This is a genomic window from Allobosea sp. P4_H5 (assembly GCF_056400825.1).
Genome location: NZ_JBFUKM010000002.1, coordinates 206,555 through 232,652, shown reverse-complemented (window position 1 = coordinate 232,652; position 26,098 = coordinate 206,555). Strand labels below are relative to the sequence as shown.

Sequence of the window (26,098 nt, the reverse complement as noted above, 5' to 3'; positions counted from 1 at the left end):
GATGGGTGCCTTTCAAACTCCGGCCGCTGCGAGTCTCCTGTCGCCAGCGCTCTCCCTCCCCGTAGCGGCAAGGCCGGACGAGCTTGCTGCTGTCTTCGCCGAGATCGCGCTGACCTCGTCCGAGCGCGATGCCAAGCGCGAACATCCTTTCGATCTCCTGGCCAAGCTGAGGGCCTTGCGCCTCGGCGCATTGCGTCTTCCCGAGAGCGATGGTGGCGCGGGCGCGTCCTGGCGCGAGGTGCTTGGTGCGCTCGTACGCCTGGGCGAAGCCGATTCCAGCGTCGCCCACATCTTCCGCAACCATTTCTTCGTGACCGAGCGCTTCGTCACCGGCCGCGAGCCCGGCTACAATCCAGCCTGGCGCAAGGCGGTGGCTGATGGCGCGTTGATCGGCCTCGCCACCACCGAACTCGACCGCAAGCAGACCGGCGGGCGCGGCGACCTCAAGACCAGGCTGACGCGCGACGGCGACGGCTATCGCCTCGACGGCACCAAGTTCTACAGCACCGGCACGCTCTATGCCGATCTGACGCTGGTCCGGGCGACTTCCCCCGAGGGCGAGGACGTCTCGCTGATCATCTCGACCGACCGCGACGGTGTCGAGCGCCTGGACGACTGGGACGGCATCGGCCAGCGCGTGACCGGCACTGGAACCACCAATTTCCACAGCGTGCGGGTCGAAGCCGACGAGTTGCTGACGGATGCGACGCCCTATGTCCAACCCTTCGCCAGCACGATCGCCCAGACAATCGTGACCGCGGTCAATGCCGGCGTGCTCCGGGCCGTATTGCGCGATGCCAAATCCCTCCTGCTCGGCCGCAAGCGCAATTTCTATTACGCGCTCACTGAAACGCCGCATGAGGATCCGCTGCTGCAGCAGACGATCGGCAGGATCGCCAGCGAAGCCTTCATCGCCGAGCTCGGCATCCTCGCCGTCGGCGACGCGCTCGACGTGGTCGCCGCGCTCAGGGCTGATAATCCCGACGATGCCCGCCTGCCCGCACTCGTCCACGAGGCCTCGTTGACTGCCGCCAAGACCAAGGTCGTGGTCGACGAATTCGCGCTGCGCTCCTCGACCGCGCTGTTCGATGTCGGCGGCGCCTCGGCGGCAACCCTTCGTCAAAATCTCGACCGGCACTGGCGCAATGCCCGCACGCTCTCCTCGCACAACCCCGCGAGCTACAAGGCGCTCGCGCTCGGCGCTTACGAGCTCAAGGGCACTCCGCTGCCGGCGCTGGGCTTCTTCTGAGATCGACCGATTAACGGACAGCGACTGCGCCGGCCTCGGCCTCTACCTGACAGGACCTTCTTCATGACCGACTACCGTCCGCTCGGACGCACGGACCTGCGCGTCTCCGCCATCACACTCGGCACCATGACCTGGGGCCAGCAGAACACGGAGGCGGACGGGCACGCCCAGCTCGACCGTGCGCTCGATGCCGGCATCAACTTCATCGACACCGCCGAGAGCTACTCGATCCCGCCGCGAGCGGAGACGCAAGGCTCCACGGAGCGCATCATCGGCACCTGGCTGAAGGCGAGCGGCAAGCGCGACAAGATCATCCTCGCCTCAAAGGTCGCAGGCCCCGGCGACCGCAACTATTTGCGCAGGGACGGCAGCCAGCCCCGTCTGGACAAGAAGAACATCGAGGAAGCCATTGACGCCTCCCTGAAGCGCCTGCAGACCGATTATCTCGATCTCTACCAGTTGCACTGGCCGCACCGGAACATTCCGCTCTTCGGCGGCGGTTCGCATGCCCCCAATCGCGGCGGCAATGGCTCGGAGGTACCTGTCGAGGAGACGCTGGAGGCGCTCGACGGCCTGGTGAAGTCCGGTAAGGTCCGCCATATCGGCCTGTCGAACGAGACCGCCTGGGGCCTGTCCCGCTTCCTGCACCTGTCGGAGACGCGCGGCTTGCCGCGGGTCGCCAGTGTCCAGAACGCCTACAACCTGCTGAACCGCACCTACGAGGTCGGGCTCGCCGAATTCCACGAGCGCGAGCAGGTCGGTCTGCTCGCCTATTCGCCGCTCGGACAGGGCTTCCTCACCGGCAAGTACCAGCGCGGCGCCCGCCCGGCCGGAGCCCGCACGACGCTGTTCGAGCGCGGCCAGCGCTATCAGAAGGCGGGCACGGAAGCGGCAATCGAGAGCTATCTCGCCATCGCCCGCGACTTCGGCCTCGACCCGGCCCAGCTCGCCATCGCCTATGTCGCGAGCCGGCCTTTCGTGAGTTCGGCGATCATCGGCGCAACCACCCTGGCGCAGCTTGATGCCGACGTCGCTGCGCTGGAGGTGAAGATCACGCCCGAGATGGAGGCGCGGATCGATGCGGCCCATCAGCTCCATGGCAGCCCGGCGCCCTGAGCCGGTAGGCCGGGAATTTGAATTGGAACAGGCGCGGATGCGATTGCATCTGCGCCTGTTCCGTTCTCGCTCGGTTCAGGCCGGACAACGAGCGCTTGCGCTCAGATCGTGACCTTCGTGCCGTCGAAGCGGGTGAAGGAGAAGCCGTCGAAGGGCTCGGCATAGGTCTGCTTCTGCTCGCGCAGCAGGCTGATCACCAGGTTTTCGCCCTGGGCAAACGAGACCGCGGCGTCCGAACGCCAATGGATGCCGCCCCAGGTGCGCCCGCCGGCATAGTTCAGCGCCGCCTTGTTGAGCTCGCCGCCGATGGTCAGCGGCGCCCCCTGATAGGGGATGAGGCGGGCCGGATCGGCTGGATCGGGCTGAACCGGGTTCGGCCATTCCTTGCTCTCGTCATAGAAGGCCTTGAGCAGCGTCACGGTCACCGCCGCGATGATGGCGGCGCCTCCGGGATAGGACGAGTGCAGGGGCGCGCCCTCCGGGAAGATGTGGCCGAGCAGATAGGTGCCGTGTTTGGCTCGGCTGCGCTCGAGCGCCTGCGATCCCAGGAAACTCTCATGAATAGGATAGTCCGCGACCCGGTTGGCGAGGCGCTGATGGACCAGACCGGCGAAGGCCTCGGGGCGCAGAATGCGCTGCTCGTACCACTTCTGATAATAGTTGATCCGGATCGCATGCGAGATGGCGAGATTGATCACCGCCTGGAAATAGGGGCCGCTGAAGGTCCCAGCCGCACCGTCCTGGGTCTTCGATTTGAGATAGGGATTGTTCGGAGCCAGCGCTGAGCGCCCCGGCAGGATGCCGCCATAGGTCGGATCGGCAGCGGAGGCGCCGGTACCCAGCAACTGGTTGCCGATGAAGTTGAAGGCGGCAGCGCTGTGAGCATAGGCGCCGAGATCGCGACCGCTCGCGATATAGCGCGGCGACGCCTCGTGGACGATGCGCTCGCGCGGCGCATTGCCGTTCTGGACGTGGAGCCATTCCTCCGGCTTCGTCAGGAAATCGGGAACGGCTTTGTAGGCCCGGATTCGGGCCGACAATGTCTGGTTGCCGAGTGGCACGTCGCGATAAAGGAACTGCGAGACGACCGGCCCGTCGAGAACGCCGGGCGGCGTGGCCCAGCGGGCGCGAGCCCCGGTCGGATCGGCCGGGTCGACATAGGCGACACGCCCGCGGAACAGCGTCTGCGGCGTGACCCGTCCATCGATCTTCGGCCCGTTGAAACCCTCGACCCGATTGAGCTCGTCGACCGCCGCGCGCAGGTCCGGATTGCTCGTGTCGTCGCGATAGTCGGAGAACGGCACATCGCGCAGCAATGACTGCCAATAGATCTCGATCGCATCGGCGGCGCGCTCGACGCCGGCCAGGGCCGGGGCCGCCGGCAACTGGAACTGCGCCGCATTCAGGCCCTCGAGGCTGACCGCAAGCGTACCGACCGGATTGACCAGACGGCGAGTGCCACCGAGAGGAATCTTCTCGAAATCGACCGGGTCGCGCGAAGCGAAAGCCGCGGCCGCCGCACGCCAGGCAGCAGGATCGACCTCACCTCTCTCATTGTGCGGCAGGCCGCGCGTATCGGTTCCGATCTGGTTGGCGTAGCGCCGCTCGTCTCCGTTGGTCGGATGGGCCGGGATCTTCACATCGGCCAGCGAGCTCGCGAGCTTGCTGCGCAGTTCGGCAGCGCGCCGGACAAAGGCCTCGTCATAGCTACGGGTGTCGGATGCGGCTTCGGCTGAGCTATTCGCGGCAGCCGGCGTGGCTGCGCCCGCGCTCAAGACCGCTGCGGCCACACCGGCGCCCGCGCCCTTCAGGAAGATACGCCGGCTCTCGTCCTCCGGCGCGGCGATCGAAACGGGATGGTGTGGCATGCTGCGGTCCTCGGATGGTGGTGTGGATGGAAGGCGCCGGCGCGCTGGGCACGCGGTCGCGTTAGCGGCGCGCGCGGCGCCCCGCCTCGCAGAAGGAGGAAGGGTGGTGGAAATATCCTGGCGGGGGAGGCCTAGGCGTTCTTGCGCTGCTCCGCCGCGAAGAAGATCTCGGGGCGGGAGCAGCCTGGACAGATGAACGGGTCGAAGGTGAGCCGGCGGTCGGCCTTGGACATCGCGGACCTCGCATCGCTTGGCATTTCAGGCACGCAGGCGGGCCGCGGACCGTTGTCGCAACGATGCAGGTCGGGGCAGAGCCGGGTCAAGAGGAGTGTTTTTTAAAGAGAACGATATTTTCAGAATATTCTAGCACACGACTGTACAATTTGGCATTAATGGATCAAATACGGTAGAGAAAGGCAATTCTTCTTCCTTGGCAGCGCTACGAGCAACAAATTACTCCGATAGATCGTTCTTCAAAAAGAACATTCCGGTTGACGCTCACACGCCAGAACTCCAAGCTTCGGCCATGGCTCATCCGGCCTCTTCGATTGGCCGGGATAGCATTTTCAGGAGTTCGACATGGCGATTTGGAAGAAGCTGTCGCGCCGGCAGGCAGCGGCCTTGATGGTAGGCACGGCTTTGTCATTCAGCTTCGCCGGAGCGGCCTCCGCGGCGGAGGGACAGCTGCGCATCGCCAAGCAGTTCGGCGTCGTCTACCTGCTGCTCGACGTCGCCGCCGAGCAGAAGTTAATCGAGAAACACGGCAAGGCGGCCGGCATCGACATCAAGGTCGAGTTCACCCAGCTCTCCGGCGGAGCGGCGGTGAACGACGCGCTGCTCTCCGGCTCGATCGAGATCGCCAGCGCCGGTGTCGGCCCGCTCTTCACATTGTGGGATCGCACCAAGGGCAAGCAGAGCGTCAAGGGCGTCGCCTCGCTCGGCAACTTCCCCTACTACCTCGTCACCAACAATCCGAACGTGAAGACGATCGCCGACTTCACCGACAAGGACAGGATCGCCTTGCCCGCCGTCGGCGTCTCCGTGCAGTCGCGCATCCTGCAATGGGCCTCGGCGAAACTCTGGGGCGACAAGGAATTTGCGAAGCTCGACAAGATCAGCGTCGCCCTGCCGCATCCCGAGGCCGCCGCCGCGATCATCAAGGGCGGCACCGAGATTACCGGCCATTTCGGCAACCCGCCCTTCCAGGAGCAGGAACTGGCCGAGAACCCGAACGCCCGCATCGTGCTCAAATCCTACGACGTCCAAGGCGGGCCGGCCTCTTCGACCGTGCTCTACGGCACCGAGAAATTCTACAAGGAGGCGCCGAAGACCTATCGCGCCTTCCTCGACGCGCTCGACGAAGCCGCGAAGTTCATCACCGCCAACCCCGAGCAGGCGGCCGACATCTACCTCAAGGCCAATGGCGGCAAGGGCGACCGCAAGCTGCTGCTCCAGGTCATCAAGAACCCCGAGGTGACCTTCAAGGTCGAGCCGCAGAACACGCTCGGCCTTGGCCAGTTCCTGCATCGTGTCGGCGCGATCAAGAACGAGCCCAAGGCGCTGACCGACTATTTCTTCACCGATCCGCGCATCGCCGCGGGCAGCTGAGGCCGGCATGACGCTCGTCGCCGAGAGACGACCGCAGGGCGGTCCGCTGCCCCTGCTCGCTCGCACGGCTGCACCAGCCGGCGAAGGACAGGCTTCGCCTGCCTTGCTAGCTCCGCTCCTCCAGGTCGACGGCGTCAGCCTCGAATACCGCACGGCCGAGACGATCGTGCGTGCCACCCACCGTGTCGGCTTCGATGTCCATGAAGCCGACCGCTTCGTGCTGCTCGGCCCGTCCGGCTGCGGCAAGTCGACCCTGCTCAAGGCGGTCGCCGGCTTCATCGCCCCAGTCGAGGGCGAAATCAGGCTCGGCGGCCGGCCGGTCAGCGGACCGGGCCCCGACCGCATCGTCGTCTTCCAGGAATTCGACCAGCTCCCGCCCTGGAAGACTGTGCTGCAGAATGTCGCCTTCCCGCTGATTGCATCGCGCACGCTGGCGCGCCGCGAGGCACTGGAGCGGGCGCGCCATTATGTCGAGAAGGTCGGTCTCGCCAAATTCGCCGACAGCTATCCGCACCAGCTCTCCGGCGGCATGAAGCAGCGCGTCGCCATCGCTCGCGCACTCGCCATGCAGCCGAGCATCCTCCTGATGGACGAGCCCTTCGCCGCGCTCGATGCACTGACCCGGCGCCGGATGCAGGAGGAGTTGCTGGCGCTCTGGGACGAGGTCCGCTTCACCCTGCTCTTCGTCACCCACTCGATCGAGGAGGCGCTGATCGTCGGCAACCGCGTCGCGGTGCTCTCGCCCCATCCCGGCCGGCTGCGGGCCGAGTTAAACAGCCACGAATTCGATCTGGCGAGCACAGGCGGCGCCCCATTCCAGGCCGCCGTCCGGCGCCTGCATGAACGGCTCTTCGAGCATGAACAGGCCGGTGCAGAAGGGGCGAAGCCATGAGCCTCGCCCAGCCGCCGATCCGGCCAGAATACGACCAGCCGCTGCCGCCCTTCGTCGCGACGGCACTCGAGCGTCAGCGTCCGCTGGTCGAGCGCCTCGCCGGGCAGGGCTGGCTGCGCAAGGGCCTGATCCTGGTCGTCCTAGCCCTGCTCTGGGAGGCACTGGCGCGCTGGCAGGACAACGAGCTCCTGCTCCCGACTTTCCTCGCCACGGTGCAGGCGCTGGTCGAGGGGCTGGCGAGCGGCGAGCTGATCGAGCGGGCACGGCTCTCGCTGATCGTGCTGGCGCAGGGCTATGCTGCCGGGCTGACGCTCGCCTTTCTGCTGACGACGCTGGCCATCTCAACCCAGATCGGACGCGACCTGCTCTCGACCCTGACTGCGATGTTCAACCCGCTGCCAGCAATCGCCTTGCTGCCGCTGGCGCTGCTCTGGTTCGGCCTCGGCTCGGGCAGCCTGATCTTCGTGCTGATCCATTCGGTGCTCTGGCCGGTCGCGCTCAACACCTTCGCTGGTTTCCAGGGCGTACCGGACACGCTGCGCATGGCCGGCCGCAATTACGGGCTCACCGGCCTGCGCTACGTCTTCGGCATCCTGGTGCCGGCGGCGCTGCCGGCGATCCTGTCCGGCCTCAAGATCGGCTGGGCCTTCGCCTGGCGCACGCTGATCGCCGCCGAGCTGGTCTTCGGCGCCTCCTCGGGCCGCGGCGGCCTCGGCTGGTACATCTTCCAGAACCGCAACGAGCTCTACACGGACAAGGTCTTCGCCGGCCTGCTGCTGGTGATCCTGATCGGCCTTGTCGTCGAGAATCTCGTCTTCGCGGCGATCGAGAGGACGACGATCCGGCGCTGGGGCATGGCCCGCTGATGCCGCTGTCGCTCGCTCTGACCCATGCCTTCCTGCACGGATCTCCATCCATGACCGCTGCCTTGCACTTCGCCGATGCCCCTCCTTCCGCAATCTCCGAGGCCTCCGCCGGAGACGATCCGAAGGCCTTGTTGCGCGCGCGCTATCGCGCCGAGAGCCAGCCGGAACCGGCGCATTGGAATGAGGTCATCGGCCAGATCCTGGCGCATCGTTCGGTCCGCTCCTATAAGCCCGATCCGCTGCCGGACGGCACGATCGAGACGCTGGTCGCGGCGGGGCAGTCCGCCGCCAGCTCCTCCAATCTCCAGACCTGGAGCGTAGTCGCCGTCTCCGATCCCGCCCGCAAGGCCCGGCTTGCCGAGGTCACCGGCAACCAGAAGCACATCCTGCAGGCCCCGACCCTGCTGGTCTTCCTCGCCGATCTCAATCGGCTGGGTGCGCTTGGCGCAGAGCGCAATCACGCGGTCGATGCGCTCGACTATATCGAGACGCTGTTCGTCGCGATCATCGACGCGGCGCTCGCCGCACAGAACGCCGTGCTGGCCGCCGAGAGCCTCGGCCTCGGCACAGTCTATATCGGCGCCCTGCGCAACGATCCCGAACGGGTCGCCAGGGAGCTCGGCCTGCCGCCGAAGGTGTTTCCCGTCTTCGGCCTCTGCGTCGGCTATCCCGCCCCCGAGGTCGTCACCGGCATCAAGCCGCGCCTCTCGCCCACTCTTGTCCTCCATCGCGAGCAATACGGGGCCGGCTACGCGCCTGAGCTGGTCGCGGCCTATGACACGGCGATCCAGGGCTTCCAGAGCGAGCAGCGGATCCCGCAGGTGCCGTGGTCGCGGCAGGCGCTTGCCCGGATCGCTGGGCCGCAATCGCTGAGCGGGCGCGACCGCATGCGCGATGCTCTGGCTGCACTCGGCTTCGCGCTGCGCTGAGGTGCCTCCGCGACGGCAGCGCTATAATGGTGGTGTGAAACGGAATGGCGGAGCCCCGCCTCGGCGGGATTGACGATGAGCTGGATCGAAGTCACCTATCACCTGCGCGGCTCGCCCGAGGATGCCCAGGCGCGTGCCAGGGCGATCGCTGTCGAGCAGAGCATCGAGATGCCGCCCGAGGCGGTCGACGATCCTTTCGTCCTCGGCGAGATTCTGGGCCGTGTCGTCGCGGTCGAGCCCAAGGGCAGCGGCCTGCATGCGATCCGCATCCTGCTCGCCGCCGCAACGGTCGGCGACGATGCCGGACAGCTCCTCAACATGCTGTTCGGCAACTCCTCGCTGCATGATGACCTCACGCTCGCCGACTTCGCCTTGCCGCCCGATCTGCGTGCCGGGTTCGGCGATGGCCCGCAGTGGGGGCTCGACGGCCTGCGTCAGCGCGTCGGCGCCACAGGGCGCGCCCTGACCTGCTCGGCCCTCAAACCACAAGGACTGCCACCGGAGGAGCTGGCGCGCCTGGCCGAAGCCTTCGCGCTCGGCGGCATCGACTACGTCAAGGACGATCACGGGCTGGCGACGCAAGCCTACAGCCCGTTCCCGCAGCGCGTTTCGGCCTGTGCCGCCGCGGTACGCCGCGCCACAGCGCAGACCGGCCATCATACCCGCTATGTCCCAAGCCTCTCCGGCAGCCTCGACGCCGTGCGCGAGCAACTGCGCGTCCTCGCACAGGAAGGCCTCGACACGGCGATGGTGGCGCCGGCGATCCTCGGCCTCGCCAATGTCCAGCAGCTCAGGCGGGACTATCCCGATATCGCCTTGCTCGCCCATCCCAGCCTGGCCGGCGCGGCGCGGATCGATCCGGCCTGCCTGACCAGGCTCTGGCGGCTCGCCGGCATCGATGCGGTGATCTTCCCCAACCATGGCGGCCGCTTCGGCTATTCCGCCGAGACTTGCCAGCGCATCGCGCAGACGGCGCTCGCGCCGGAGCCCGGACTCGCAGCGATCGCTCCCGTACCGGCCGGCGGCATGAGCGTGGCGCGCGTGCCGGAGATGCTCGACTTCTACGGCCGCGACGTCATGCTGCTGATCGGTGGCAACCTGCTCGCCGAGGGCGACAGATTGAGCGAGGCCACGGCCGCGTTCGTCGCCACGGTCCATCAGCACTCGCAAGCACAAGCCCTGGCACAAACCCATGCCTGACACGACCAAGGACAATGCTCCCAACCTGCGCCGGCATGAAGACGGCTTCGCCTGGCAGGGTGTCGAACGGCTCGCCTACAAGCAGGATGGCGATGCGCCCTTCCGCGACGTCTCGCGCCAGATCCTGTTCTCGCGATCCGATCTTGCCGGCGAGCTGCGCTATTTCGAGGTCGGGCCGGGCGGCCACACCACGCTGGAGCGCCACGGCCATGTCCATGGCGTCATGATCGTGCGCGGTCGTGGCCGCTGTCTCGTCGGCTCGCAGGTGAGCGAGATCGGCCCGCTCGATCTCGTCACCATCCCCGGCTGGACCTGGCACCAGTTCCGGGCCGCCCCTGGCGAGCCGCTCGGCTTCCTCTGCCTGGTCGATGCCACCCGCGACCGCCCAGCGCTGCCGACGGCGCAGGAACTCGCGGCCTTGCGCGCCTCGCCGGAGATCGCCGCCTTCCTCGACGGCTGAGCCACGGCCGAAGCGCCATCGCCTGCGCAGCTCCCCTATAATCGCCTTCGCCTTGCAGTTCCCGCAAAATAGATCGATATACTGTACTTCTAAGCGGGGGACGGGCAGTGCTGACCAACAAGGGAAAATACGGCATCAAGGCCATGGTCCACCTCGCCCGGCTCGATGCCGGCGAGACCGCCCAGATCGCCGAGATCGCCCAGCGCAACAACATCTCGAAGAAGTTCCTCGACGCGATCCTGCTGGATCTGCGCAATGCCGGCATGCTGCGCAGCAAGAAGGGACCGGGCGGTGGCTACGCGCTGGCGAAACCGGCCCGGACCATCAAGGTCGGAGCGGTGATCCGGGCCCTGGAAGGACCGATTGCGCCGATCGACTGCGCCAGCCAATCGGCCTTCAAGCCGTGCCAGGATTGCGGAGACATCGAAGCCTGCGTCGTTCGCGGGGTGATGCGGGAGGTCCGCGACGCCATGGCGGCGGTCGTCGACAACACGACGATCGCCGATCTCGTCGGCCGCGCAGCAGCGCACAAGCCTGAGATCGACTTCGCGATCTAAAATCTATTTCTTTGGTAGACAAATTATCACAAGAACCTATTTTCGATCGGAGCGGAAACCGCACTCCGGTGAAATCATGAATCAACAGTTCGCCCCGCCCGGCGCCGCCGATATCCATTCCGACGCGTTCAAGGCGGTGATGCGCAATGTCGCGGGCGCGGTCAGCATCATTACCGCCTCGCATGGCGGCGAGCGCGCCGGCCTGACCGCGACGTCGCTGACCGCCCTTTCGGCCGAGCCGCCGACCGTGATCGTCTGCATCAACCGCGGCGCCTCGGCCTGGCCGAAGATCGAGGCGGCCGGCCATTTCGCGATCAATGTCCTGGCTGCCCGCCACCAGGCGATTGCCGACCGCTTTGCCGGTCGCGGTGGCTTCAAGGGCGAAGCCCGCTTTGCCGACGGCGACTGGAAAGAACTCGTGACCGGCGCCCCGACCCTGGTGGGCGCTCTCGCCGTCCTGGACTGCGAGACCGATGAGGCGATCGAGCGCCACTCGCATACGATCCTGATCGGCCGGATCAAGGCGATCCGGCAGGCGCAGGACGAGGGGGCGCTGCTCTATTGGCGCGGAATCTATGGCAAGCTCGACGAGACGCTGCAACATGGCGCCGGCATCTGAGCGACGGGGCGACTATCCTACCTCCCCCGCTGAATGGCAGAGTATCGTTCTCTAATCCGGTCCAATTTTGCCAAGTCGTTTTATTGACCGAACGAGCCATTGGCACCGATGATGACACGATGAAAGGAGGCGCCCCATGGCCATCCTCATCGTTCCCGGATCAAGGGTAAAGTCTACGGATTGGCAGGCCCGTTGGGAAAGCCAGCTCGACTTCGTCGAGCGCGTAGAGCAACCCGCGACACGCCGCCCGCATCTCGATTCATGGCTCGAAACCTTGCGCGAGCATGTCGGGCATCGCCCCAATGCCGTGCTCGTGGGCCATGGCTTGGGCGCGACCGCCATCGCCCATCTGGCGGCGCGCTATCCCGATCTGCCGATCCGCAGCGCGATGCTGGTTGCTCCGGTCGATCCCGAGGCGAGAACCGCACTCGCGGCCGGCTTCGCCTCGTTCGGCCCGCTGCCATGTGACCCGTTCTCGTTTCCGGCTTTCGTCGTCGCCAGCCGCACGGATCCCCACATGGACATCGAGCGGGCGCGCATCTTCGCCAATATGTGGGATGCCGCCTTCATCGATGCCGGCAATGCCGGACATCTCGATGCCGAGGCCGGCCTCGGCGACTGGCCCGCAGGCCTGGATCTGCTTGAGCGGCTGGCCGCTTTCAGCACGCCTCCCGGCAGGTCTGCCGAGCGTTTTCCGGCACGGTTCAGCCTGCACTAGGGCTTGAGGCGAAGAGCGCCTCGGTACGTCCAAATAATCTATCAAATTAGTAGATGGACTGAATGTCGCTTTCCCGCTTGTCCGGCGTCCTGCGCAAGACCCTGATCCAGGCTGTTCCGACGGTCATCGGCATCGTCATCCTCAACTTCCTCCTGCTGCAGCTGGCGCCAGGGGACGCGGCCGATGTCATGGCCGGCGAGGCGGGGGCCGCGACCGAGGAGACGATGGCGATGCTGCGCAAGCAGTTCGGCCTCGATTTGCCGCTGCTCGACCAGTTGCTCGCCTATCTCGGCAATCTCGCCCAAGGGAGCCTCGGCTTCTCACCGCGCTACAACATGCCTGTCGCCGATCTGATCGCGCAGCGCCTGCCGGGCACGTTGCTGCTCATGGGCCTTTCCCTGTCGCTGGCTCTTCTGTTCGGCATCGCGCTGGGCGCCGTGATGGCCCTCAACGCCGGGCGCTGGCCCGACCGGCTCATCTCCGTGGGATCGCTGATCTTCTATTCGGTGCCAGGCTTCTGGATCGGCCTGATGCTGATCGTGCTGTTCTCGGTCAAGCTCGGCTGGCTGCCGAGCGGCGGCGCGGAGACGATCGGGGCGGGTCTTTCGGGCCTGGAGAGCCTGCTCGACAAGGCCCGCCACATGCTTCTCCCGGCCGCATCGCTCGCGCTCTTCTATGTCGCAATCTACGCCAGGCTGACGCGGGCGACGATGCTCGAGGTCGCTTCGCAGGATTTCATCCGCACCGCGACGGCCAAGGGCCTCACGCCATTCCACGTCGCGACCCGGCATGTCCTGCGCAACGCGCTGCTCCCGGTGACCACGCTTGCCGGCATGCATTTGGGCGGCATTCTGGGCGGCGCCGTCGTGGTCGAGACGGTCTACAGCTGGCCCGGCCTTGGGCGCCTCGCCTTCGAAGCGGTGATGCGGCGCGACTTCAACGTTCTCCTCGGCGTGCTGCTGCTCTGCTCGCTGCTCGTCATCATCGTCAACATGGTCGTCGACCTGCTGCAGGCATGGCTCGACCCGCGCATCGAGGTCCGCTGATGGGTGTGATCGAACGGTCTCTGAGCCATTCCGAGGCAATCGTCTGGGCCGGGCCGACTTCCGAGCCGCTGGTGCTGCCGGGTCCCGGCTTTGCCTTGCTCACCGACCGAGAGCGAGACATCGCCAACTCGTTGGCCGCGCAGGCATCCACGCCAGCCGTTGCGACCGCCCCCTCGCCCTCCAGCGGTCAGCGGGCGCTCAAGGCGTTCCTGCGAAACCCACCCGGCCTGGTCGCGCTGGCCTTCCTCCTGCTCGTCGCGGCGATCGCGCTCGCCGCACCCCTCCTCTATCCCGACGACCCGCTCGCAATGGTGGGCCGGCCCTTCCTCTGGCCCGGGCAGAACCCCGAATTCCCGCTCGGCACGGATTCGCTCGGCCGCGACGTCGCGGCAGGGCTGGTCTGGGGCGCTCGCATCTCGCTGCTGGTCGGCTTTACGGCGATGGCGCTCGGCATCAGCGCCGGGATCGCGGTCGGGGCTACGGCGGGCTATTTCGGCGGCTGGATCGACGATGTTCTGGTGCGGCTGACCGAGGTCGTCCAGACCGTGCCGAGCTTCGTGCTGCTCGTCGTGCTCGTCGCCATCGCCCAGCCCTCGATCACCACCGTGACCGGCGCGATCGCGATAGTGACCTGGCCGATGGTCGCTCGCCTGGTGCGCGCGGAGTTCCGCTCGTTGCGCGAAAAGGATTTCGTCACGGCAGCGCGGGCGATCGGCTCCGGGCCGGTACGGATCATCCTGCGCGAGATCCTGCCCAACGCGCTTTCTCCGATCATCGTCACCGCCTCTGTACTGGTCGCTTCGGCGATCCTGATGGAGTCGGCCCTGTCTTTCCTTGGGCTCGGTGATCCCAACCTGGTGAGCTGGGGCAGCATGATCGGTGCCGGCCGCGAATTGCTGCGCACGGCCTGGTACCTCACCGCCATCCCCGGCTTCGCCATCGTCCTGACCGTACTGGCGCTGAACCTCGTCGGCGATGCGCTGAACGACGCGCTGAACCCGCATCTCTCCGCCGGGCGCTGAGACAGCTCACCCTCACCACAGACAAGGACACCAGACGTGACTGCCATCGACTATCGCCATCTCGGGCGCTCGGCCCTGCGCGTCTCGCCATTGACACTCGGCACCATGATGTTCGGCCGTGAGACCGATGAGGCCACCTCGCATCGCATTATCGACAAGGCACGCGACCAGGGCATCAACTCGATCGACACCGCCGACGCCTACAGCAAGGGCGAGTCGGAGCGGATCACCGGGCGCGGCATCGCCAGGCAACGCGATCACTGGGTGCTGGCGACCAAGTTCGCCAACGCGCTCGGCGACGGCCCGAACCAGCGCGGCATCTCGCGCAAATGGATCGTCGAGAATGTCGAGGCCAGCCTGAAGCGGCTCGGCACCGACTATATCGACATCCTCTACTTCCACCGTGCCCCGTTCGACGAGCCGCTCGGCGAGGCCGTGCGCGCCATCGCCGACCTCGTCCGCCAGGGCAAGCTGCGTTATTTCGGCGTCTCCAACTTCCGCGGCTTCCGTATCAGCGAAGTCGCCCATCTCGCCGACCAGTACGGCATCGACCGCCCTGTCGTCAGCCAACCGCTCTACAACATCGTCACCCGCACCGCCGAAGCCGAGCAGCTGCCGGCCGCGGCCTTCAACGGGCTCGGCGTGATCTCGTACAGCCCGCTCGCCCGCGGCGTGCTCACCGGAAAGTACCAGCCCGGCGCCGAGCCCGCCCCCGACAGCCGCGCCGGCCGCAAGGATCCGCGCATCCTCAACACCGAGTACCGTCCAGAATCGCTCGACATCGCCCAGCGCATCCAGCGCCATGCCGCGGCCCGTGGCATCTCGGCGCTCGACTTCGCTCTCGCCTGGGTGCTGCACAACCGGCTCGTCACCTCCGCCATTGCCGGGCCGCGGACCGAGGCGCAATGGGACAGCTACCTGCCGGCGCTGAACTATCGCCTCACCGCCGAGGACGAGGCCTTCGTCGACAGCCTCGTGCCGCCCGGCCACGCCTCGACCCATGGCTGGAACGATCCGAGCCACCCACCGGAAGGTCGCGTGCCGCACCCATTTGCCGAGGCGGTCGCAGCGGCTGCGCAGAAGGCGGCCTGAGGCGGCCGCGGAACCTCGTCGTCATTCCGGGGCGCCGCGAAGCGGCGAGCCCGGAACCCAGAACCGATGCAGGTTTCGTAAAGCCGCTAGGATCGATGCAGCCTATCCGGATGCGACATCGGTTCTAGGTTCCGGGCTCAGCCCTACGGGCTGCCCCGGAAAGACCGCAGAGCGCTCTGGAAGACCGCGCGCTCAGACTAAACTGTCAGAGCCGCAGGCCCCGCTGCTTCAGCAGCGGCAGGATGCGTTCCTCGAAATGGTCGAAATCGACCTTGAAGTCGTAGAAATTGATCTGCAGCCCGTCGATGCCAGCAGCGTGCAGCGCGGCGATCTTGTCGACCACTTGCTCGGGCGAGCCGATGATCTCGATATTGCCGCCGAGGCCCAGCCCCTGCTTGTGGGCGGCATCGGCCCGGCCTCGCCAGGCATGGGCATCGCTGTCATAGCCCTGGTTGGTGCCCTTACCGTGCGCGGCGAAGGCAGGCCCGGCCAACACCGGCTTGTTGTCATGGATCGCCTGTGCATAGGCCTGCGCCTCGGCCTCCGTATCGCGCGAGACGATGATCGGATTGATCAGCGTCTTCGCCTCGCGGCCGAAGGCCCGCGCCCGGTCCTTGATCGCGACGATATGCGGCGGCAGCGTCGCCAGCGCGCTGTCGATATGCGAGCCACCCGGCGAGGTGATGAAGACCAGATCGGAATGCTTGGCGGCGAAGTCGATGCCTGCCGGCGAGCCGGTGGCGTTGACCAGGATCGGGCGGCCATAGAGCGGCTTGGGCGTGATCCAGGCATCGTGCAGGCGCCAGGGATTGAGGCGTCCCTCGTAGGAGTAGTTCTGGTCCTCGCTCCACAGCCGGTCGAGCACATCGAACAGCTCGTCCGCCATCAGATAGCGCTTATCGTGCTCGATACGCTGGCGGCCGAACATCTCGTGCTCGACGGCGCGGTGGCCGGTGACGATGTTGATGCCCCAGCGCCCCCGGCTGATGTGATCGAGCGTCGCGCCAAGCTTGCCGAGATGCAGCGGATGCCACGGCCCGTAGAGGACATGGATCGTCGAGATCAGCAGGATGTTCTTCGTGATCGCCGCCATGGCGCCGAGCGCGACGAAGGCATCGAGCGAGGCGTCGCCGTCATAGCCGCCCTTGGGCAGCCATTGCGTGCGGCTGAAGGCGATCTCGAAGCCGAGCGCATCGGCCCGCTTCACCAGCTCGGCATTGTAGTCGAAGGTCCAGGTCGAGCTCGTCGGCAGGTCGGAGAAGCGGATGTCCTGCAGGTTGAGGAACAGCCCGAGCAACAGCGGTTGCTTCAGCGCACGCGAGAGCGGGCTGTCGGGATAGTCGGTCTGCCGGCGCAGTGGCGGGCCGGCCCGGTCTTCAGCGAGCGCGGTCATCAGCAATCTCCGATCGGCGCGAGGGATTAGGCAAGCAGGTCGCTCGCCGAGCCGCAGCACGAGAACTCGCGACCAATGCCCCACCGCGAAGCTATCACGCCGAGAAAAGCGCTTCTTTCCATATGCCGGCATCAAATTAGTCTATTTTTCTAGTATACTATATTGCTTGCAAAATGAGCCTCGTCCTAGGCTTGGCCATTCTCCTCGCATCGCAGAGTATGGCCATGTCCGCGCGCCTCTTAGTCACCGCCGTCGCCGCCCTGCTGGCTGCAGCCATGCCACTCTCCGGCGCCCTGGCGCAGCCCAAGCGCGGCGGCACGCTGAACATGCTGGTCGAGCCCGAGCCGCCGGCGCTCTCCACCATCGCTCATACGGCCGGTCCGTCGACCAAGGTCAGCGGCAAGGTGCTGGAGGGGCTGCTGACCTATGACCACGACCTGACGCCGAAGCCGCAGCTCGCGACGGAGTGGGCGATCAGCGAGGACGGGCTGCGCTACTCCTTCAAGCTGCGCGAGGGCGTGCTCTGGCATGACGGCAAGCCCTTCACCTCGGCCGACGTCGCCGCCTCGGTCGCGATCCTGAAGCAGTATCATCCGCGCGGACGCGGCACCTTCGCCAATGTCGTCACGGTCGAGACGCCGGATCCGCTGACGGCGGTGATCGTACTGTCGAAGCCGGCGCCCTATCTGATCAGCGCTTTTGCGGCCTCGGAATCGCCGATCGTGCCCAAGCACCTCTACGAAGGCACGGATCCGTCAACTAACCCGAAGACGAACGCCCCGGTCGGCACCGGCCCCTACATCTTCAAGGAATGGGTGCGCGGCAGCCATGTCGTCTACGAGCGCAACCCGACCTACTGGGACAAGCCCAAGCCCTATATCGACCGGCTGGTGGTGAAGTTCATCCCGGATGCCGCTGCCCGCGCCGTCGCCTTCGAATCCGGGTCCGTCGACCTTGGCGGCGAGACGCCGGTGCCGCTGTCCGAACTCGACCGGCTGAAGAACGATCCGCGCATCGGCGTCGAGGAGAAGGGCTATTCCTACAGCCCCTCGGTGCAGCGCATCGAGTTCAACTTCGAGAACAAGTACCTCAAGGACGTACGCGTACGCCGCGCCATCGCCCATGCGATCGACAAGCGCGTCATCCTGAACACCGTCTGGTACGGCTATGGCGAGCCGACCGCGACGCCGATCAGCGCCCGGCTCACCCGCTTCCACGACCCGTCGGTGAAGGCCTACGCCTTCGATCCGAAGAAGGCCGAGCAGCTGCTCGACGAGGCCGGGTTCAAGCGCGGCGCCGATGGCGTGCGCTTCCGGCTCAACCACGACTTCCTGCCCTATGGCGACGGCTATCGCCGCACCGCCGACTATCTGCGCCAGGCGCTGTCGAAGGTCGGGATCGAGATCACCATCCGCTCGCAGGACTTCGCCACCTATATCCGCCGGGTCTACACCGAGCGCGACTTCGACTTCACCAACAACTCGATGGGCAACACCTTCGATCCGACGGTCGGCGTGCAGCGGCTCTACTGGTCGAAGAACTTCAAGAAGGGCGTGCCGTTCTCGAACGGCTCCGGCATCAACAACCCGGAGATCGACGCCCTGCTCGAGGCCGCGACGATCGAGCTCGATCCGGCCAAGCGCAAGCAGCAATTCGCCCGTTTCCAGCAGATCGTCGCCGAGGAAGTGCCCTCGATCACGCTGCAGACCCTCGCCAACCTGACGATCTACAACCGCAAGGTGAAGGATCACACGGTCGGCGCCGACGGGCTCAACGGCAACCTCGCCGATGTCTGGATCGAGCAATGACCGCGCTCGCGACGAAATCCCCGCCGGAGCTGGAGGTCGTGCCTTCGCCGCCGCAGCCCTTCGCAGTTGAGGCGAGCAACCACCATCTCGCCAAGGCGGCCGAACTGTCGGCGATCTTCGCGGCCGATGCAGCCGCCAACGACAAGGCCGGCGGGCGCCCTCTGTCCCAGCTCGCGGCGTTGAAGCGCAGCGGTCTGCTGACCCTGCTCATCCCCTCCGAGCATGGCGGCCAGGGCGAGCGCTGGTCGACCGCGCTCAAGGCGACCCGCGAGCTCGCCAAGGCGGACGGCTCGATCGGCCATCTCTACGGCTACCACTTCCTCTCGGTCCACGCCGCCTATCTGCGCGGTTCGCCCGAGCAGGCGGCCGAGATCTACCGGCGCTCGGCGGAAGGTAATTGGTTCTGGGGCAACAACGGCAACAGCTTCTCAAAGACGCTGTTCGGCCGGCGCGAGGGCGACGTCACCATCGTCAATGGCTTCAAGCCCTTCACCTCCGGCTCCCACATCGCCGACCATCTCAGCATCTCCTGGGAGGACGAGGCCACGAAGGAGCGCATCTTTGCCGCGATCCCGGCCAACCGCATCGGCCTGACGGTAGAGGACGACTGGGACGGCTTCGGCCAGCGCCAGACCGGCTCCGGCCGCGTCAGCTATCGCGACGTGCGCGTCAATCGCAGCGAGATCCTCGACTATCGGCCCTATACCGGCCGGCCCCTGCGCACGCTCGGCCCGCAATTGCAGCAGAGCGTGCTGCTCAACGTCTTCATCGGCAGCGCCCAAGGCGCCCTGCTCGCCGGCCGCGACTACACCACCGAAAAGTCGCGGCCCTGGGTCCACTCCGGCGTCGAGAGCCATGTCGACGATCCATGGGTGCAGCGCGTCTATGGCGAATTGCTGATCCGGCTGAGAGCCGCGACCCTTCTGGCAGACGAAGCCGCGGCAGCGCTCGATGCGGCCTGGGCGCGCGGCTTCCTCCTCAGCGAAGCCGAGCGCGGCGAAACCGCGATCACCATCGCCGCCGCCAATGTCCTGGCCGGCGAGGTTGCGCTCGAGGTGACGAGCAAGGTCTTCGAGGTGATGGGCGCGCGTTCCGCGACCCAGGCGCTCGGCTTCGACAGGTTCTGGCGCAATGTCCGCACCCACACCTTGCATAATCCAGCCGAATACAAGACCCGCAATATCGGCCGCTTCTTCCTGACCGGGATGTTCCCGGAGCCGGCGGCGTTCCAGTAGCGGGGAGCCGGGCGCTCGAAGGGCGCCCGGATCGCCAGAGTTCAGTGTGGCTGCGGAATCCCGTGCCGCTCGGCCAGCACCTCGAGGATGCGGCGCGTGTCGTTGAGGAAGCGCAGGCCGGAGGCGCTCGTTCCGGCATCAGCCGGCGCCGGCGCCTCGTCGCCCAGGACGAGCAGCGGCAGCGACTGGTTGTCCTCGCCGACGAGGTCGATCACCGGCTGGCGCGGCCGCGGAAACGGCAGGCGCGCAACCTCGATCCGGGCGGCGAGTTCGGGATGACTCGCGAGCACGCCTTCGACCTGGTTGCTGTAGGGGCAGAAGAAGCGCTTCCCGGGCTGCTTCTGGTCCTCGAAGCCCGGCTGAAGCAGGAAGATTCGGTCTCGGCTCATGCTTGGTCTCCATCCGCAGGCGCCTTGACGAAAAGCTGGCGCGCCTCACCGCGCGACGATATAGTACATTAAATTAATAGACAATATTTTCCACAGTCGACAGGACCCTGCGATGACCGATCTTCCCTCCGCATCCGCCAGCGAAGCACTGCGCCTGCTCGGTCCCTTCCCCGACAACTGGGTCCCGGTGCAAGACGGCATCGACCATGACGTCGTCATCGTCGGCGGCGGCCATACCGGCGCGACCTTCGCCTTCGCCCTGCAGCGTGCCGGCATCCGCCGGATCAGCGTCATCGATGCCGCCGTCGACGAGGCCAGCTCCGGCGTCTGGCTGACGCGGGCACGCATGAACCTGCTGCGGACGCCGAAGAACCTGCCGGGGCCCGAGCTCGGCGTGCAGGGCCTGAGCTTCCAGGCCTGGTACGAGGCCCGCCACGGCAAGCAGGCCTATGCCGATCTCGTCCGCATCCCGCGTCTCGACTGGGCCGACTATCTCTCCTGGTTCCGCACGACGCTGGGCCTGCAGATCCGCTATCGGACGCGATTGCTGCGCATCGAGCCCGCCGCCGATCATCTGCGCCTTCACCTCGATATCGACGGCGTGCAGCGGGTCGAGACGACCCGCAAGGTCATCCTCGGCAACGGCGTCGCGGGCAGCGGCTATCCCTATCTGCCGCCGGTACTGGAAGCCCTGCCGGCGCATCTGCGCGCCCATACATCGGAGGTCATCGACCTCGCCGCGCTGCGCGGCAAGTCCGTCGCGGTGCTCGGTGCCGCTGCTTCGGCCTTCGACGCTGCCGGCGCGGCGCTGGAAGCAGGCGCGCGCGAGGTCCATCTCTTCGCCCGGCGCGACCATATCGCCGCCACCCCGGTGTCGCGCGTGCGCGGCTATCCCGGCGCCTATGACAACTACCGCCACCTGCCGGACGAGACCCGCTGGCGCCAGGCCTTCCGCTTCCGCGACGCCGGCTCGACGCCGACACCGGACGCGATCGAGCGCGCCGTGCGCTTCGCCAACTTCCACATCCATCTGTCTTCGGAGTGGCGGGACGCCAGCGAGCAGGACGACCGCATCGCTGTCGAGCTGGAGACCGGCAAGTTCTATTTCGACTTTGCCATTGCCGGTACCGGATTCCGGGTCGATCTTGCCCGCCGGCCCGAACTCGCCGACATCGTCGGCGACGTCCTGCTCTGGCGCAACCACTATGCCCCGCCGGAGGCCGAACGGGACGATGATCTCGGCGCCCATCCCTATCTCGGCTTTGCGCATGAGCTGCTGGAGAAGACACCGGGCGCGGCGCCGCAGCTCCGGAACATCCACGTCTACAATCCCGGTGGCTTCGTCAGTTTCGGCCTGCCGATCGGCGACGTGCCCTCGATCCGCCGCGACGTGCCGGCAGTGGTCTCGGCGATCAGCCGCGACCTGTTCTTCGCCGATATCGAGCATCACCAGACGCGCTTTGCTTCCGGTATCGCACCGGAATTCGGCGAGGAGGCCTGGCGTTCGGCCGTCTGGAGTGGCGCGCGGCAAGCTGCCGAATAGAACGACGGATCAGGCGCCGGGCTTTCTTCGGAGAGCCCGGCGCACCCGATCAGAACACCCGTCCGGCCTTGAGAAAGGTCGTCTCGTCGTTGATGAAATAGTCGCCGATGGCGCGCGCCTTCTGTCGCAGCGGATTGTGCGTCGATAGCGTGCGGATGTTGCGCCAGTGCCGGTCGAAATTATAGCGGCTCGCCGTGGTCGAGCCGCCGCCCGTCTCGAACAGCGCTTCCGCCGCTTTCAACGCTTGCGGATAGACGGCGATCTGCGTCCGCGAGACCGCTAGCGACCCCGCCAGCAGGAGCTCGTCGAGCTCGGGCGCGTTGCGCACAAAGCACTCGGCCGAGCGGTCGAGCGCCGCGGCAGCTGCCGTAATGGCGGCATCGATGGCGAAGGAGGCGGCGGAGAGCTCGCCGACCACCTGCTGCACGAAGGGATCCTGGCGCCCGGTCTCGGCCGAGCTGTGCAGCGCGGCGCGCGCATCGCGTTGCGCATAGGCGACGGCGTCGCTCACGATGTTGCGGACGATGCCGGCGGCGCAGGAGACCAGATGGAGCTGGCGCAGCGATGAGGTATGCCGCCCGATCGCCAGACCGAGCTGGCGATAGGTGACCTCGCTTGGATGCACCAAGACGTTGTCGAGCGTGACGCTGCCGCTGGCGGTCAGGCGCTGCCCCATCCCGTCCCAGTCGTCATGGATGGTGATGCCGGCCCGGCTCGTCGGCACCAGCACGCCGACTGGCCTCTCCTCCTCGTCCTGGGCGCTGAAGACCGCGTAGTCGGCGAAGGCCGTGCCGGTCGCGTAGAACTTGCGCCCGACAAGCCGAAAGTCGTCGCCGTCGCGAAGGAGCCGAGTCGTCACCTGCCCCGGCTTGGCGGTGCCGAGCTCGGTCGAGGCGCCGGCAAACAGCGCTCCATCCAGCACGAGGCCGAGCAGCTCGCGCGAGCGCGGCGTGTCCTCTCCCAGGACATGGGTCTCGGTGAAGTTGAAATGCGAGCGCAGTGCATGCGCCACGTTCGGATCGGCCGCGGCGAGCGTGACGATGACCTCGAACAGATCGCGCAGGCTGCCGCCGGGGCCGCCGAGACGGGTCGGCACCCGCAAGGCGCCGAGGCCGGATTCGCGGAACAGGCGGAAGCTCTCATGAGGCAGCTCGCGCCGCTGCTCGCGCTCGGAGGCTCCGATGGCGAGACGTCGCGCCAGCTCCGGCAAGCGCGACAGCAACTCTTCCCGCCCCGGCCCGGCCAGCTTCTCGTCGCGCTTCAGGGCAGCGCTTCCCGCTCGCGTCATATCGGCAGCTCCATCTGGCAAATGGACGACCGCAGCCGTCCCCGCCCCAGAGCGCATGGCGCGCATCGTCATGTCAATAGTCTACTAATTTAGGGTTTAAAATGAGCAATGCCGATCTTGGCATCGTGATACCGCGCTTCGCATGCCTGCCGTTCGATCAAACGGAAATTATTGATGGCATGAGGCAGCGTCGACGAAATCCTGTCCCAAGCTTGGCGAAAAATTAGATTATCTATTTTATAGACTAATATCGCCTCACTGCTAGCCTAACGATATTCGGCCTGCGGATCGGCAGGCCTGCGGTTCCGCCAGCAGCGCGACAGAGGCTCATGACGACTCTAGCCGATACATCCCTCCATCTCCTGCGCGAACGGCAACAGCCGCGTCCGCTCGCCTGGTCCGGCCTCGGCGCCGGGCTCGCCTGGGCTGCGGTCGCCATCAGCGCTGTCGCCTGGCCCGATGTCAGCGACTGGCTCGAGACGCGTCGCTTCGCGCTCGGCGCAGCGATCTTCGCCGCCGGCTTCATCAGCCTGACCATTGCCGGCCGCTGGCTGCCGCGGGCCGGCGACTGGATTCGCGAGGCAGGGCCATGGGCGACGGCGTCGGGCATCGCGCTGACGCTCTGGCAGCTCGCCTCGGCCAAGTTCGGCTGGCTGCCCTTGCCCTTCTTCCCGCCGCCGCAGGCACTGCTCGAGGTCTATACCGAGGATTATGCGACGCTGGGCGCCAGCGTCTTCGCCTCGATGAAGCTGCTGGTCACCGGCTTTGTCGTCGGCGCGATTCTCGGCTTCCTGACCGGTGTTGCGATCGGCTGGTCGCGGCAGGCCGGTTACTGGGTGCATCCGGTGCTGCGCTTCATCGGGCCGCTGCCCGCCACCGCCTGGCTGCCGATCGCCTTCTTCGCCTTCCCGTCGAGCTGGAGCGCCAGCATCTTCCTGATCGCGCTGGCGACCGGCTTTCCGGTGACGGTGCTGACCTGGTCGGGCATCGCCAGCGTCAACAGCCGCTATTACGACGTCGCCCGCACGCTCGGCGCCAGGCCCGGCTTCCTGATCCTGCGCGTCGCCGTTCCCGCCGCGCTGCCGCATGTCTTCGTCGGCCTGTTCATGGCGCTGGGCTCGGCCTTCTCGGTGCTGATGGTGGCTGAGCTGGTCGGCGTGAAGGCCGGCATCGGCTTCTACATGCAATGGGCCCAGGGCTGGGCCTCCTACGCCAATGTCTATGCCGCGCTGGTCGTACTGGCCCTGCTCTGCTCGGGCTCGATCACCCTGCTGTTCCGCCTGCGCGACCGTGTCCTCTCCTGGCAGAAGGGTCTCGTCCAATGGTAGCGCTCGCCTTGCAGCCCGCGGCCCGGCCGATCGCCGGCGCCTCGCTCGCCGTCGACAAGGTCAGCCACGCCTTCGATCTCGACGGCTCGGTCCTGCCCGTGCTCGACCATGTCAGCCTCGACGTGAAGCCGGGCGAATTCATTGCCCTGCTCGGCCCATCCGGTTGCGGCAAGTCGACCCTGCTGCGCCTCGTCGCCGGGCTGGAGCCGCCGCGCAACGGAACTCTTCGCGAGGACGGCAAGCCGATCACTGGCCCGCATCCCTCGCGCGTCGTCGTCTTCCAGGATCCGACGCTGTTTCCCTGGCTGACCGTCCGCGACAATGTCGCCCTCGGCCCGCGCGCCCAGGGCACGCTGAAGGACCAGTGGCCACGCGTCGACGAGACGCTGGCACTGGTCGGCCTCAGCAAGTTCGCCAACGCCTATCCGCACCAGCTCTCGGGCGGCATGGCCCAGCGCGTCGCTCTGGCGCGGGCGCTGGTCAACGACCCCTCGATCCTCATCCTCGACGAGCCTCTCGGCAAGCTCGACTCGCTGACGCGGCTGACCATGCAGGCCGAGCTCGTCTCGCTCTGGCAGCGCAAGGGCTTCACCGCAATCCTCGTCACCCATGATGTCGAGGAGGCGCTGTTCCTGGCGACCCGCGTCGTGATCTTCAGCGACCGCCCCGCGAGCGTGAAGGCCGATTTCTCGGTCGACCTGCCCTATCCGCGCCACCGCGGCGATCCGCGCCTCGCCGAATTGCGCCGCGAAAGCCTCGGCCTGCTCGGCCTCGACGCCAGCTGGTAGCCGCCTCCCTCCGTCCATTCACCCCTTCGTCCAAGGAGATTTCGCCATGTCCGACAACAGCTCGCTTCTCTCTCGCCGCACCGTCCTCGCCGGCGGTTCCGCGCTCGCGCTCGGCGCACCAATCGCCGCCGGCTTCGGCTCGGCGCCGTCGCTGGCGCAAGGCGCGCCGCATAAGCTCAAGCTCGGCTGGAGCGGCACCGGTATCTGCCTGATCTCGGTGCCGGCCGCCGCCGAAAAAGGCTTCTTCACCAAGCACGGGCTCGACGTCGAGATCGTCAAGTTCGGCTCGAACTTCGACGGCAGCCTGGAAGCCGTCGCTTCCGGCAAGATCGACGCCACCGTCAACTTCATCCTGCGCTTCCTGAAGCCACTGGAGCAGGGCATCAACATCCGCTTCACCGGCGCGCTGCATGGCGGCTGCATCCGGGTGATCTCGGGCGTGGGCTCGCAGGAGGTCGACTACAAGTCACTGAAAGGCAAGTCGATCGGCGTCGTCGACATGGCGAGCGCCGGCAAGAACTTCCTCGCCGTCCAGCTGTTCAAGGCCGGCATCAACCCAGCCAACGAGGTCGACTGGCGCGTCTACCCGGTCGACCTGCTCGGCGAAGCCATCAAGAAGGGCGAGATTCAGGCGGCCGTCGACGCCGACCCCGGCATCTTCCTCGTGCTCAAGAACAACGAGGGCAAGCTGCACGAGATCGGCGGCCTGCTCACCACCGACCCGTACAAGGACCTGTCCTGCTGCGGCATCGCCGTGCGCAAGGATTTCGCCGAGAACAACAAGCCGGCGAGCGCTGCGCTGACGCGCGCCCTGCTCGAGGCCGCCGACTGGGTCAAGAACAACCCGGACGAGGCCGCGCAGATATTCACTGCCTACAGCCCGATCGCCAAGCCGATCCTCGGCGAGATCATCCGCAGCCATACCCATGAGCACCATTTCGGCTCGGGCAAGCGCCTGCGGGACGAAGTCGCACTCTATGCCGAAGACCTGCGCTCGGTCGGCGTCATCCGCCCGCGCACCGATCCCAAGGCGCTGGCCGAACGCATCACCGTCGACGTCCTCGGCTGACGTCCTCGACTGACA

24 protein-coding genes are annotated in these 26,098 nt (G+C 66.6%); 20 read left to right on the top strand and 4 right to left on the bottom strand.

What is annotated here, in order from left to right; genetic code table 11:
• The first annotated feature begins 1 nt into the window (after position 1).
• The gene (locus AC1DS0_RS05100) at positions 2-1,249 is read left to right on the top strand and encodes an acyl-CoA dehydrogenase family protein (RefSeq protein WP_476813299.1); all 1,248 of its coding nucleotides are present in this window, start codon (positions 2-4) and stop codon (positions 1,247-1,249) included.
• Between the two features lie 63 nt (positions 1,250-1,312).
• Positions 1,313-2,365 carry an aldo/keto reductase gene (locus AC1DS0_RS05095; protein WP_476813298.1) on the top strand — a complete coding sequence of 351 codons (1,053 nt, stop codon included), beginning with the start codon at positions 1,313-1,315 and terminating at the stop codon, positions 2,363-2,365.
• 101 nt (positions 2,366-2,466) lie between these two features.
• On the opposite strand, the gene AC1DS0_RS05090 is transcribed toward AC1DS0_RS05095, so the two are convergent.
• The gene (locus AC1DS0_RS05090; protein WP_476813297.1) at positions 2,467-4,233 is read right to left on the bottom strand and encodes a phosphatase PAP2 family protein; all 1,767 of its coding nucleotides are present in this window, start codon (positions 4,231-4,233) and stop codon (positions 2,467-2,469) included.
• A 579-nt stretch (positions 4,234-4,812) separates the two neighbouring features.
• Between AC1DS0_RS05090 and AC1DS0_RS05085 the strand changes: the two genes are divergently transcribed.
• The 12 genes from AC1DS0_RS05085 to AC1DS0_RS05030 all read left to right on the top strand — a co-directional run bounded on the left by AC1DS0_RS05085 (position 4,813) and on the right by AC1DS0_RS05030 (position 15,242).
• Entirely contained in the window at positions 4,813-5,841 is a 1,029-nt protein-coding gene (locus AC1DS0_RS05085; RefSeq protein WP_476813296.1) for an ABC transporter substrate-binding protein, read from the top strand.
• Between the two features lie 7 nt (positions 5,842-5,848).
• Positions 5,849-6,733: an ABC transporter ATP-binding protein gene (locus AC1DS0_RS05080; protein ID WP_476813295.1), complete on the top strand. Its 885-nt coding sequence runs from the start codon at positions 5,849-5,851 to the stop codon at positions 6,731-6,733.
• Entirely contained in the window at positions 6,730-7,599 is an 870-nt protein-coding gene (locus AC1DS0_RS05075) for an ABC transporter permease (protein ID WP_476813294.1), read from the top strand. Before AC1DS0_RS05080 ends, AC1DS0_RS05075 begins: the two co-directional genes overlap by 4 nt.
• A 50-nt stretch (positions 7,600-7,649) precedes the next feature.
• On the top strand, positions 7,650-8,528 hold the full coding sequence (locus AC1DS0_RS05070) for an NADPH-dependent oxidoreductase (protein WP_476813293.1): 879 nt from the start codon (positions 7,650-7,652) through the stop codon (positions 8,526-8,528).
• A 75-nt stretch (positions 8,529-8,603) separates the two neighbouring features.
• Complete coding sequence (locus AC1DS0_RS05065; RefSeq protein ID WP_476813292.1) at positions 8,604-9,728, top strand: RuBisCO large subunit C-terminal-like domain-containing protein; 1,125 nt, start codon at positions 8,604-8,606, stop codon at positions 9,726-9,728.
• Positions 9,721-10,188 (top strand): cupin domain-containing protein, encoded by a 468-nt coding sequence (locus AC1DS0_RS05060; protein WP_476813291.1) that lies wholly within the window; start codon positions 9,721-9,723, stop codon positions 10,186-10,188. The genes AC1DS0_RS05065 and AC1DS0_RS05060 overlap by 8 nt, the downstream gene beginning before the upstream one ends.
• A gap of 107 nt (positions 10,189-10,295) precedes the next feature.
• Positions 10,296-10,745: an RrF2 family transcriptional regulator gene (locus AC1DS0_RS05055; protein ID WP_100959541.1), complete on the top strand. Its 450-nt coding sequence runs from the start codon at positions 10,296-10,298 to the stop codon at positions 10,743-10,745.
• Positions 10,746-10,821: 76 nt separating this feature from the next.
• On the top strand, positions 10,822-11,364 hold the full coding sequence (locus AC1DS0_RS05050; protein ID WP_476813290.1) for a flavin reductase family protein: 543 nt from the start codon (positions 10,822-10,824) through the stop codon (positions 11,362-11,364).
• 136 nt (positions 11,365-11,500) lie between these two features.
• A complete protein-coding gene (locus tag AC1DS0_RS05045; RefSeq protein ID WP_476813289.1) occupies positions 11,501-12,082 on the top strand; it encodes an RBBP9/YdeN family alpha/beta hydrolase in 582 nt (193 codons plus the stop codon).
• 62 nt (positions 12,083-12,144) lie between these two features.
• Positions 12,145-13,128 carry an ABC transporter permease gene (locus AC1DS0_RS05040; protein ID WP_476813288.1) on the top strand — a complete coding sequence of 328 codons (984 nt, stop codon included), beginning with the start codon at positions 12,145-12,147 and terminating at the stop codon, positions 13,126-13,128.
• The gene (locus AC1DS0_RS05035) at positions 13,128-14,150 is read left to right on the top strand and encodes an ABC transporter permease (protein ID WP_476813287.1); all 1,023 of its coding nucleotides are present in this window, start codon (positions 13,128-13,130) and stop codon (positions 14,148-14,150) included. Before AC1DS0_RS05040 ends, AC1DS0_RS05035 begins: the two co-directional genes overlap by 1 nt.
• 45 nt (positions 14,151-14,195) lie before the next feature.
• Positions 14,196-15,242, top strand: coding sequence for an aldo/keto reductase (locus AC1DS0_RS05030; protein ID WP_476813550.1), 1,047 nt, complete (start codon positions 14,196-14,198; stop codon positions 15,240-15,242).
• A 205-nt stretch (positions 15,243-15,447) separates the two neighbouring features.
• Here AC1DS0_RS05030 and AC1DS0_RS05025 read toward each other — a convergent pair whose 3' ends face one another.
• Positions 15,448-16,635: an LLM class flavin-dependent oxidoreductase gene (locus tag AC1DS0_RS05025; RefSeq protein ID WP_476813286.1), complete on the bottom strand. Its 1,188-nt coding sequence runs from the start codon at positions 16,633-16,635 to the stop codon at positions 15,448-15,450.
• A gap of 218 nt (positions 16,636-16,853) precedes the next feature.
• On the opposite strand from AC1DS0_RS05025, the gene AC1DS0_RS05020 reads away from it, so the two are divergent.
• Complete coding sequence (locus AC1DS0_RS05020) at positions 16,854-18,443, top strand: ABC transporter substrate-binding protein (RefSeq protein WP_476813285.1); 1,590 nt, start codon at positions 16,854-16,856, stop codon at positions 18,441-18,443.
• Positions 18,440-19,678: an acyl-CoA dehydrogenase family protein gene (locus AC1DS0_RS05015; protein WP_476813284.1), complete on the top strand. Its 1,239-nt coding sequence runs from the start codon at positions 18,440-18,442 to the stop codon at positions 19,676-19,678. Before AC1DS0_RS05020 ends, AC1DS0_RS05015 begins: the two co-directional genes overlap by 4 nt.
• Positions 19,679-19,719: 41 nt before the next feature.
• Here AC1DS0_RS05015 and AC1DS0_RS05010 read toward each other — a convergent pair whose 3' ends face one another.
• Positions 19,720-20,067 carry a DUF3088 domain-containing protein gene (locus AC1DS0_RS05010; protein WP_476813283.1) on the bottom strand — a complete coding sequence of 116 codons (348 nt, stop codon included), beginning with the start codon at positions 20,065-20,067 and terminating at the stop codon, positions 19,720-19,722.
• 112 nt (positions 20,068-20,179) lie between these two features.
• Between AC1DS0_RS05010 and AC1DS0_RS05005 the strand changes: the two genes are divergently transcribed.
• Entirely contained in the window at positions 20,180-21,610 is a 1,431-nt protein-coding gene (locus AC1DS0_RS05005; protein ID WP_476813282.1) for an NAD(P)-binding domain-containing protein, read from the top strand.
• Between the two features lie 49 nt (positions 21,611-21,659).
• Here the strand turns inward: AC1DS0_RS05005 and AC1DS0_RS05000 are convergent, their stop codons facing one another.
• On the bottom strand, positions 21,660-22,898 hold the full coding sequence (locus AC1DS0_RS05000; RefSeq protein WP_476813281.1) for an acyl-CoA dehydrogenase family protein: 1,239 nt from the start codon (positions 22,896-22,898) through the stop codon (positions 21,660-21,662).
• A 329-nt stretch (positions 22,899-23,227) separates the two neighbouring features.
• Here AC1DS0_RS05000 and AC1DS0_RS04995 point away from each other — a divergent pair, with 329 nt between their 5' ends.
• The 3 genes from AC1DS0_RS04995 to AC1DS0_RS04985 are packed head-to-tail and all read left to right on the top strand — an operon-like array spanning position 23,228 to position 26,083.
• Positions 23,228-24,226 (top strand): ABC transporter permease, encoded by a 999-nt coding sequence (locus AC1DS0_RS04995; protein WP_476813280.1) that lies wholly within the window; start codon positions 23,228-23,230, stop codon positions 24,224-24,226.
• Positions 24,220-25,014, top strand: coding sequence for an ABC transporter ATP-binding protein (locus AC1DS0_RS04990; RefSeq protein ID WP_476813279.1), 795 nt, complete (start codon positions 24,220-24,222; stop codon positions 25,012-25,014). Before AC1DS0_RS04995 ends, AC1DS0_RS04990 begins: the two co-directional genes overlap by 7 nt.
• A 46-nt stretch (positions 25,015-25,060) precedes the next feature.
• Complete coding sequence (locus AC1DS0_RS04985) at positions 25,061-26,083, top strand: ABC transporter substrate-binding protein (protein ID WP_476813278.1); 1,023 nt, start codon at positions 25,061-25,063, stop codon at positions 26,081-26,083.
• Positions 26,084-26,098 lie beyond the last annotated feature (15 nt).

What these genes read in the sequence shown, in the direction of transcription:
- AC1DS0_RS05035 (WP_476813287.1), top strand. Translation starts at nt 13,128, where the DNA reads ATGGGTGTGATCGAACGGTCTCTGAGCCATTCCGAGGCAATCGTCTGG.
- AC1DS0_RS05045 (WP_476813289.1), top strand. Translation starts at nt 11,501, where the DNA reads ATGGCCATCCTCATCGTTCCCGGATCAAGGGTAAAGTCTACGGATTGG.
- AC1DS0_RS05010 (WP_476813283.1), bottom strand. Translation starts at nt 20,067, where the DNA reads ATGAGCCGAGACCGAATCTTCCTGCTTCAGCCGGGCTTCGAGGACCAG.
- AC1DS0_RS05040 (WP_476813288.1), top strand. Translation starts at nt 12,145, where the DNA reads ATGTCGCTTTCCCGCTTGTCCGGCGTCCTGCGCAAGACCCTGATCCAG.
- AC1DS0_RS05080 (WP_476813295.1), top strand. Translation starts at nt 5,849, where the DNA reads ATGACGCTCGTCGCCGAGAGACGACCGCAGGGCGGTCCGCTGCCCCTG.
- AC1DS0_RS05100 (WP_476813299.1), top strand. Translation starts at nt 2, where the DNA reads ATGGGTGCCTTTCAAACTCCGGCCGCTGCGAGTCTCCTGTCGCCAGCG.
- AC1DS0_RS05085 (WP_476813296.1), top strand. Translation starts at nt 4,813, where the DNA reads ATGGCGATTTGGAAGAAGCTGTCGCGCCGGCAGGCAGCGGCCTTGATG.
- AC1DS0_RS05065 (WP_476813292.1), top strand. Translation starts at nt 8,604, where the DNA reads ATGAGCTGGATCGAAGTCACCTATCACCTGCGCGGCTCGCCCGAGGAT.
- AC1DS0_RS05090 (WP_476813297.1), bottom strand. Translation starts at nt 4,233, where the DNA reads ATGCCACACCATCCCGTTTCGATCGCCGCGCCGGAGGACGAGAGCCGG.
- AC1DS0_RS04995 (WP_476813280.1), top strand. Translation starts at nt 23,228, where the DNA reads ATGACGACTCTAGCCGATACATCCCTCCATCTCCTGCGCGAACGGCAA.
- AC1DS0_RS05060 (WP_476813291.1), top strand. Translation starts at nt 9,721, where the DNA reads ATGCCTGACACGACCAAGGACAATGCTCCCAACCTGCGCCGGCATGAA.
- AC1DS0_RS05095 (WP_476813298.1), top strand. Translation starts at nt 1,313, where the DNA reads ATGACCGACTACCGTCCGCTCGGACGCACGGACCTGCGCGTCTCCGCC.
- AC1DS0_RS05050 (WP_476813290.1), top strand. Translation starts at nt 10,822, where the DNA reads ATGAATCAACAGTTCGCCCCGCCCGGCGCCGCCGATATCCATTCCGAC.
- AC1DS0_RS05025 (WP_476813286.1), bottom strand. Translation starts at nt 16,635, where the DNA reads ATGACCGCGCTCGCTGAAGACCGGGCCGGCCCGCCACTGCGCCGGCAG.
- AC1DS0_RS05020 (WP_476813285.1), top strand. Translation starts at nt 16,854, where the DNA reads ATGGCCATGTCCGCGCGCCTCTTAGTCACCGCCGTCGCCGCCCTGCTG.
- AC1DS0_RS05005 (WP_476813282.1), top strand. Translation starts at nt 20,180, where the DNA reads ATGACCGATCTTCCCTCCGCATCCGCCAGCGAAGCACTGCGCCTGCTC.
- AC1DS0_RS05000 (WP_476813281.1), bottom strand. Translation starts at nt 22,898, where the DNA reads ATGACGCGAGCGGGAAGCGCTGCCCTGAAGCGCGACGAGAAGCTGGCC.
- AC1DS0_RS05070 (WP_476813293.1), top strand. Translation starts at nt 7,650, where the DNA reads ATGACCGCTGCCTTGCACTTCGCCGATGCCCCTCCTTCCGCAATCTCC.
- AC1DS0_RS05015 (WP_476813284.1), top strand. Translation starts at nt 18,440, where the DNA reads ATGACCGCGCTCGCGACGAAATCCCCGCCGGAGCTGGAGGTCGTGCCT.
- AC1DS0_RS04990 (WP_476813279.1), top strand. Translation starts at nt 24,220, where the DNA reads ATGGTAGCGCTCGCCTTGCAGCCCGCGGCCCGGCCGATCGCCGGCGCC.
- AC1DS0_RS04985 (WP_476813278.1), top strand. Translation starts at nt 25,061, where the DNA reads ATGTCCGACAACAGCTCGCTTCTCTCTCGCCGCACCGTCCTCGCCGGC.
- AC1DS0_RS05075 (WP_476813294.1), top strand. Translation starts at nt 6,730, where the DNA reads ATGAGCCTCGCCCAGCCGCCGATCCGGCCAGAATACGACCAGCCGCTG.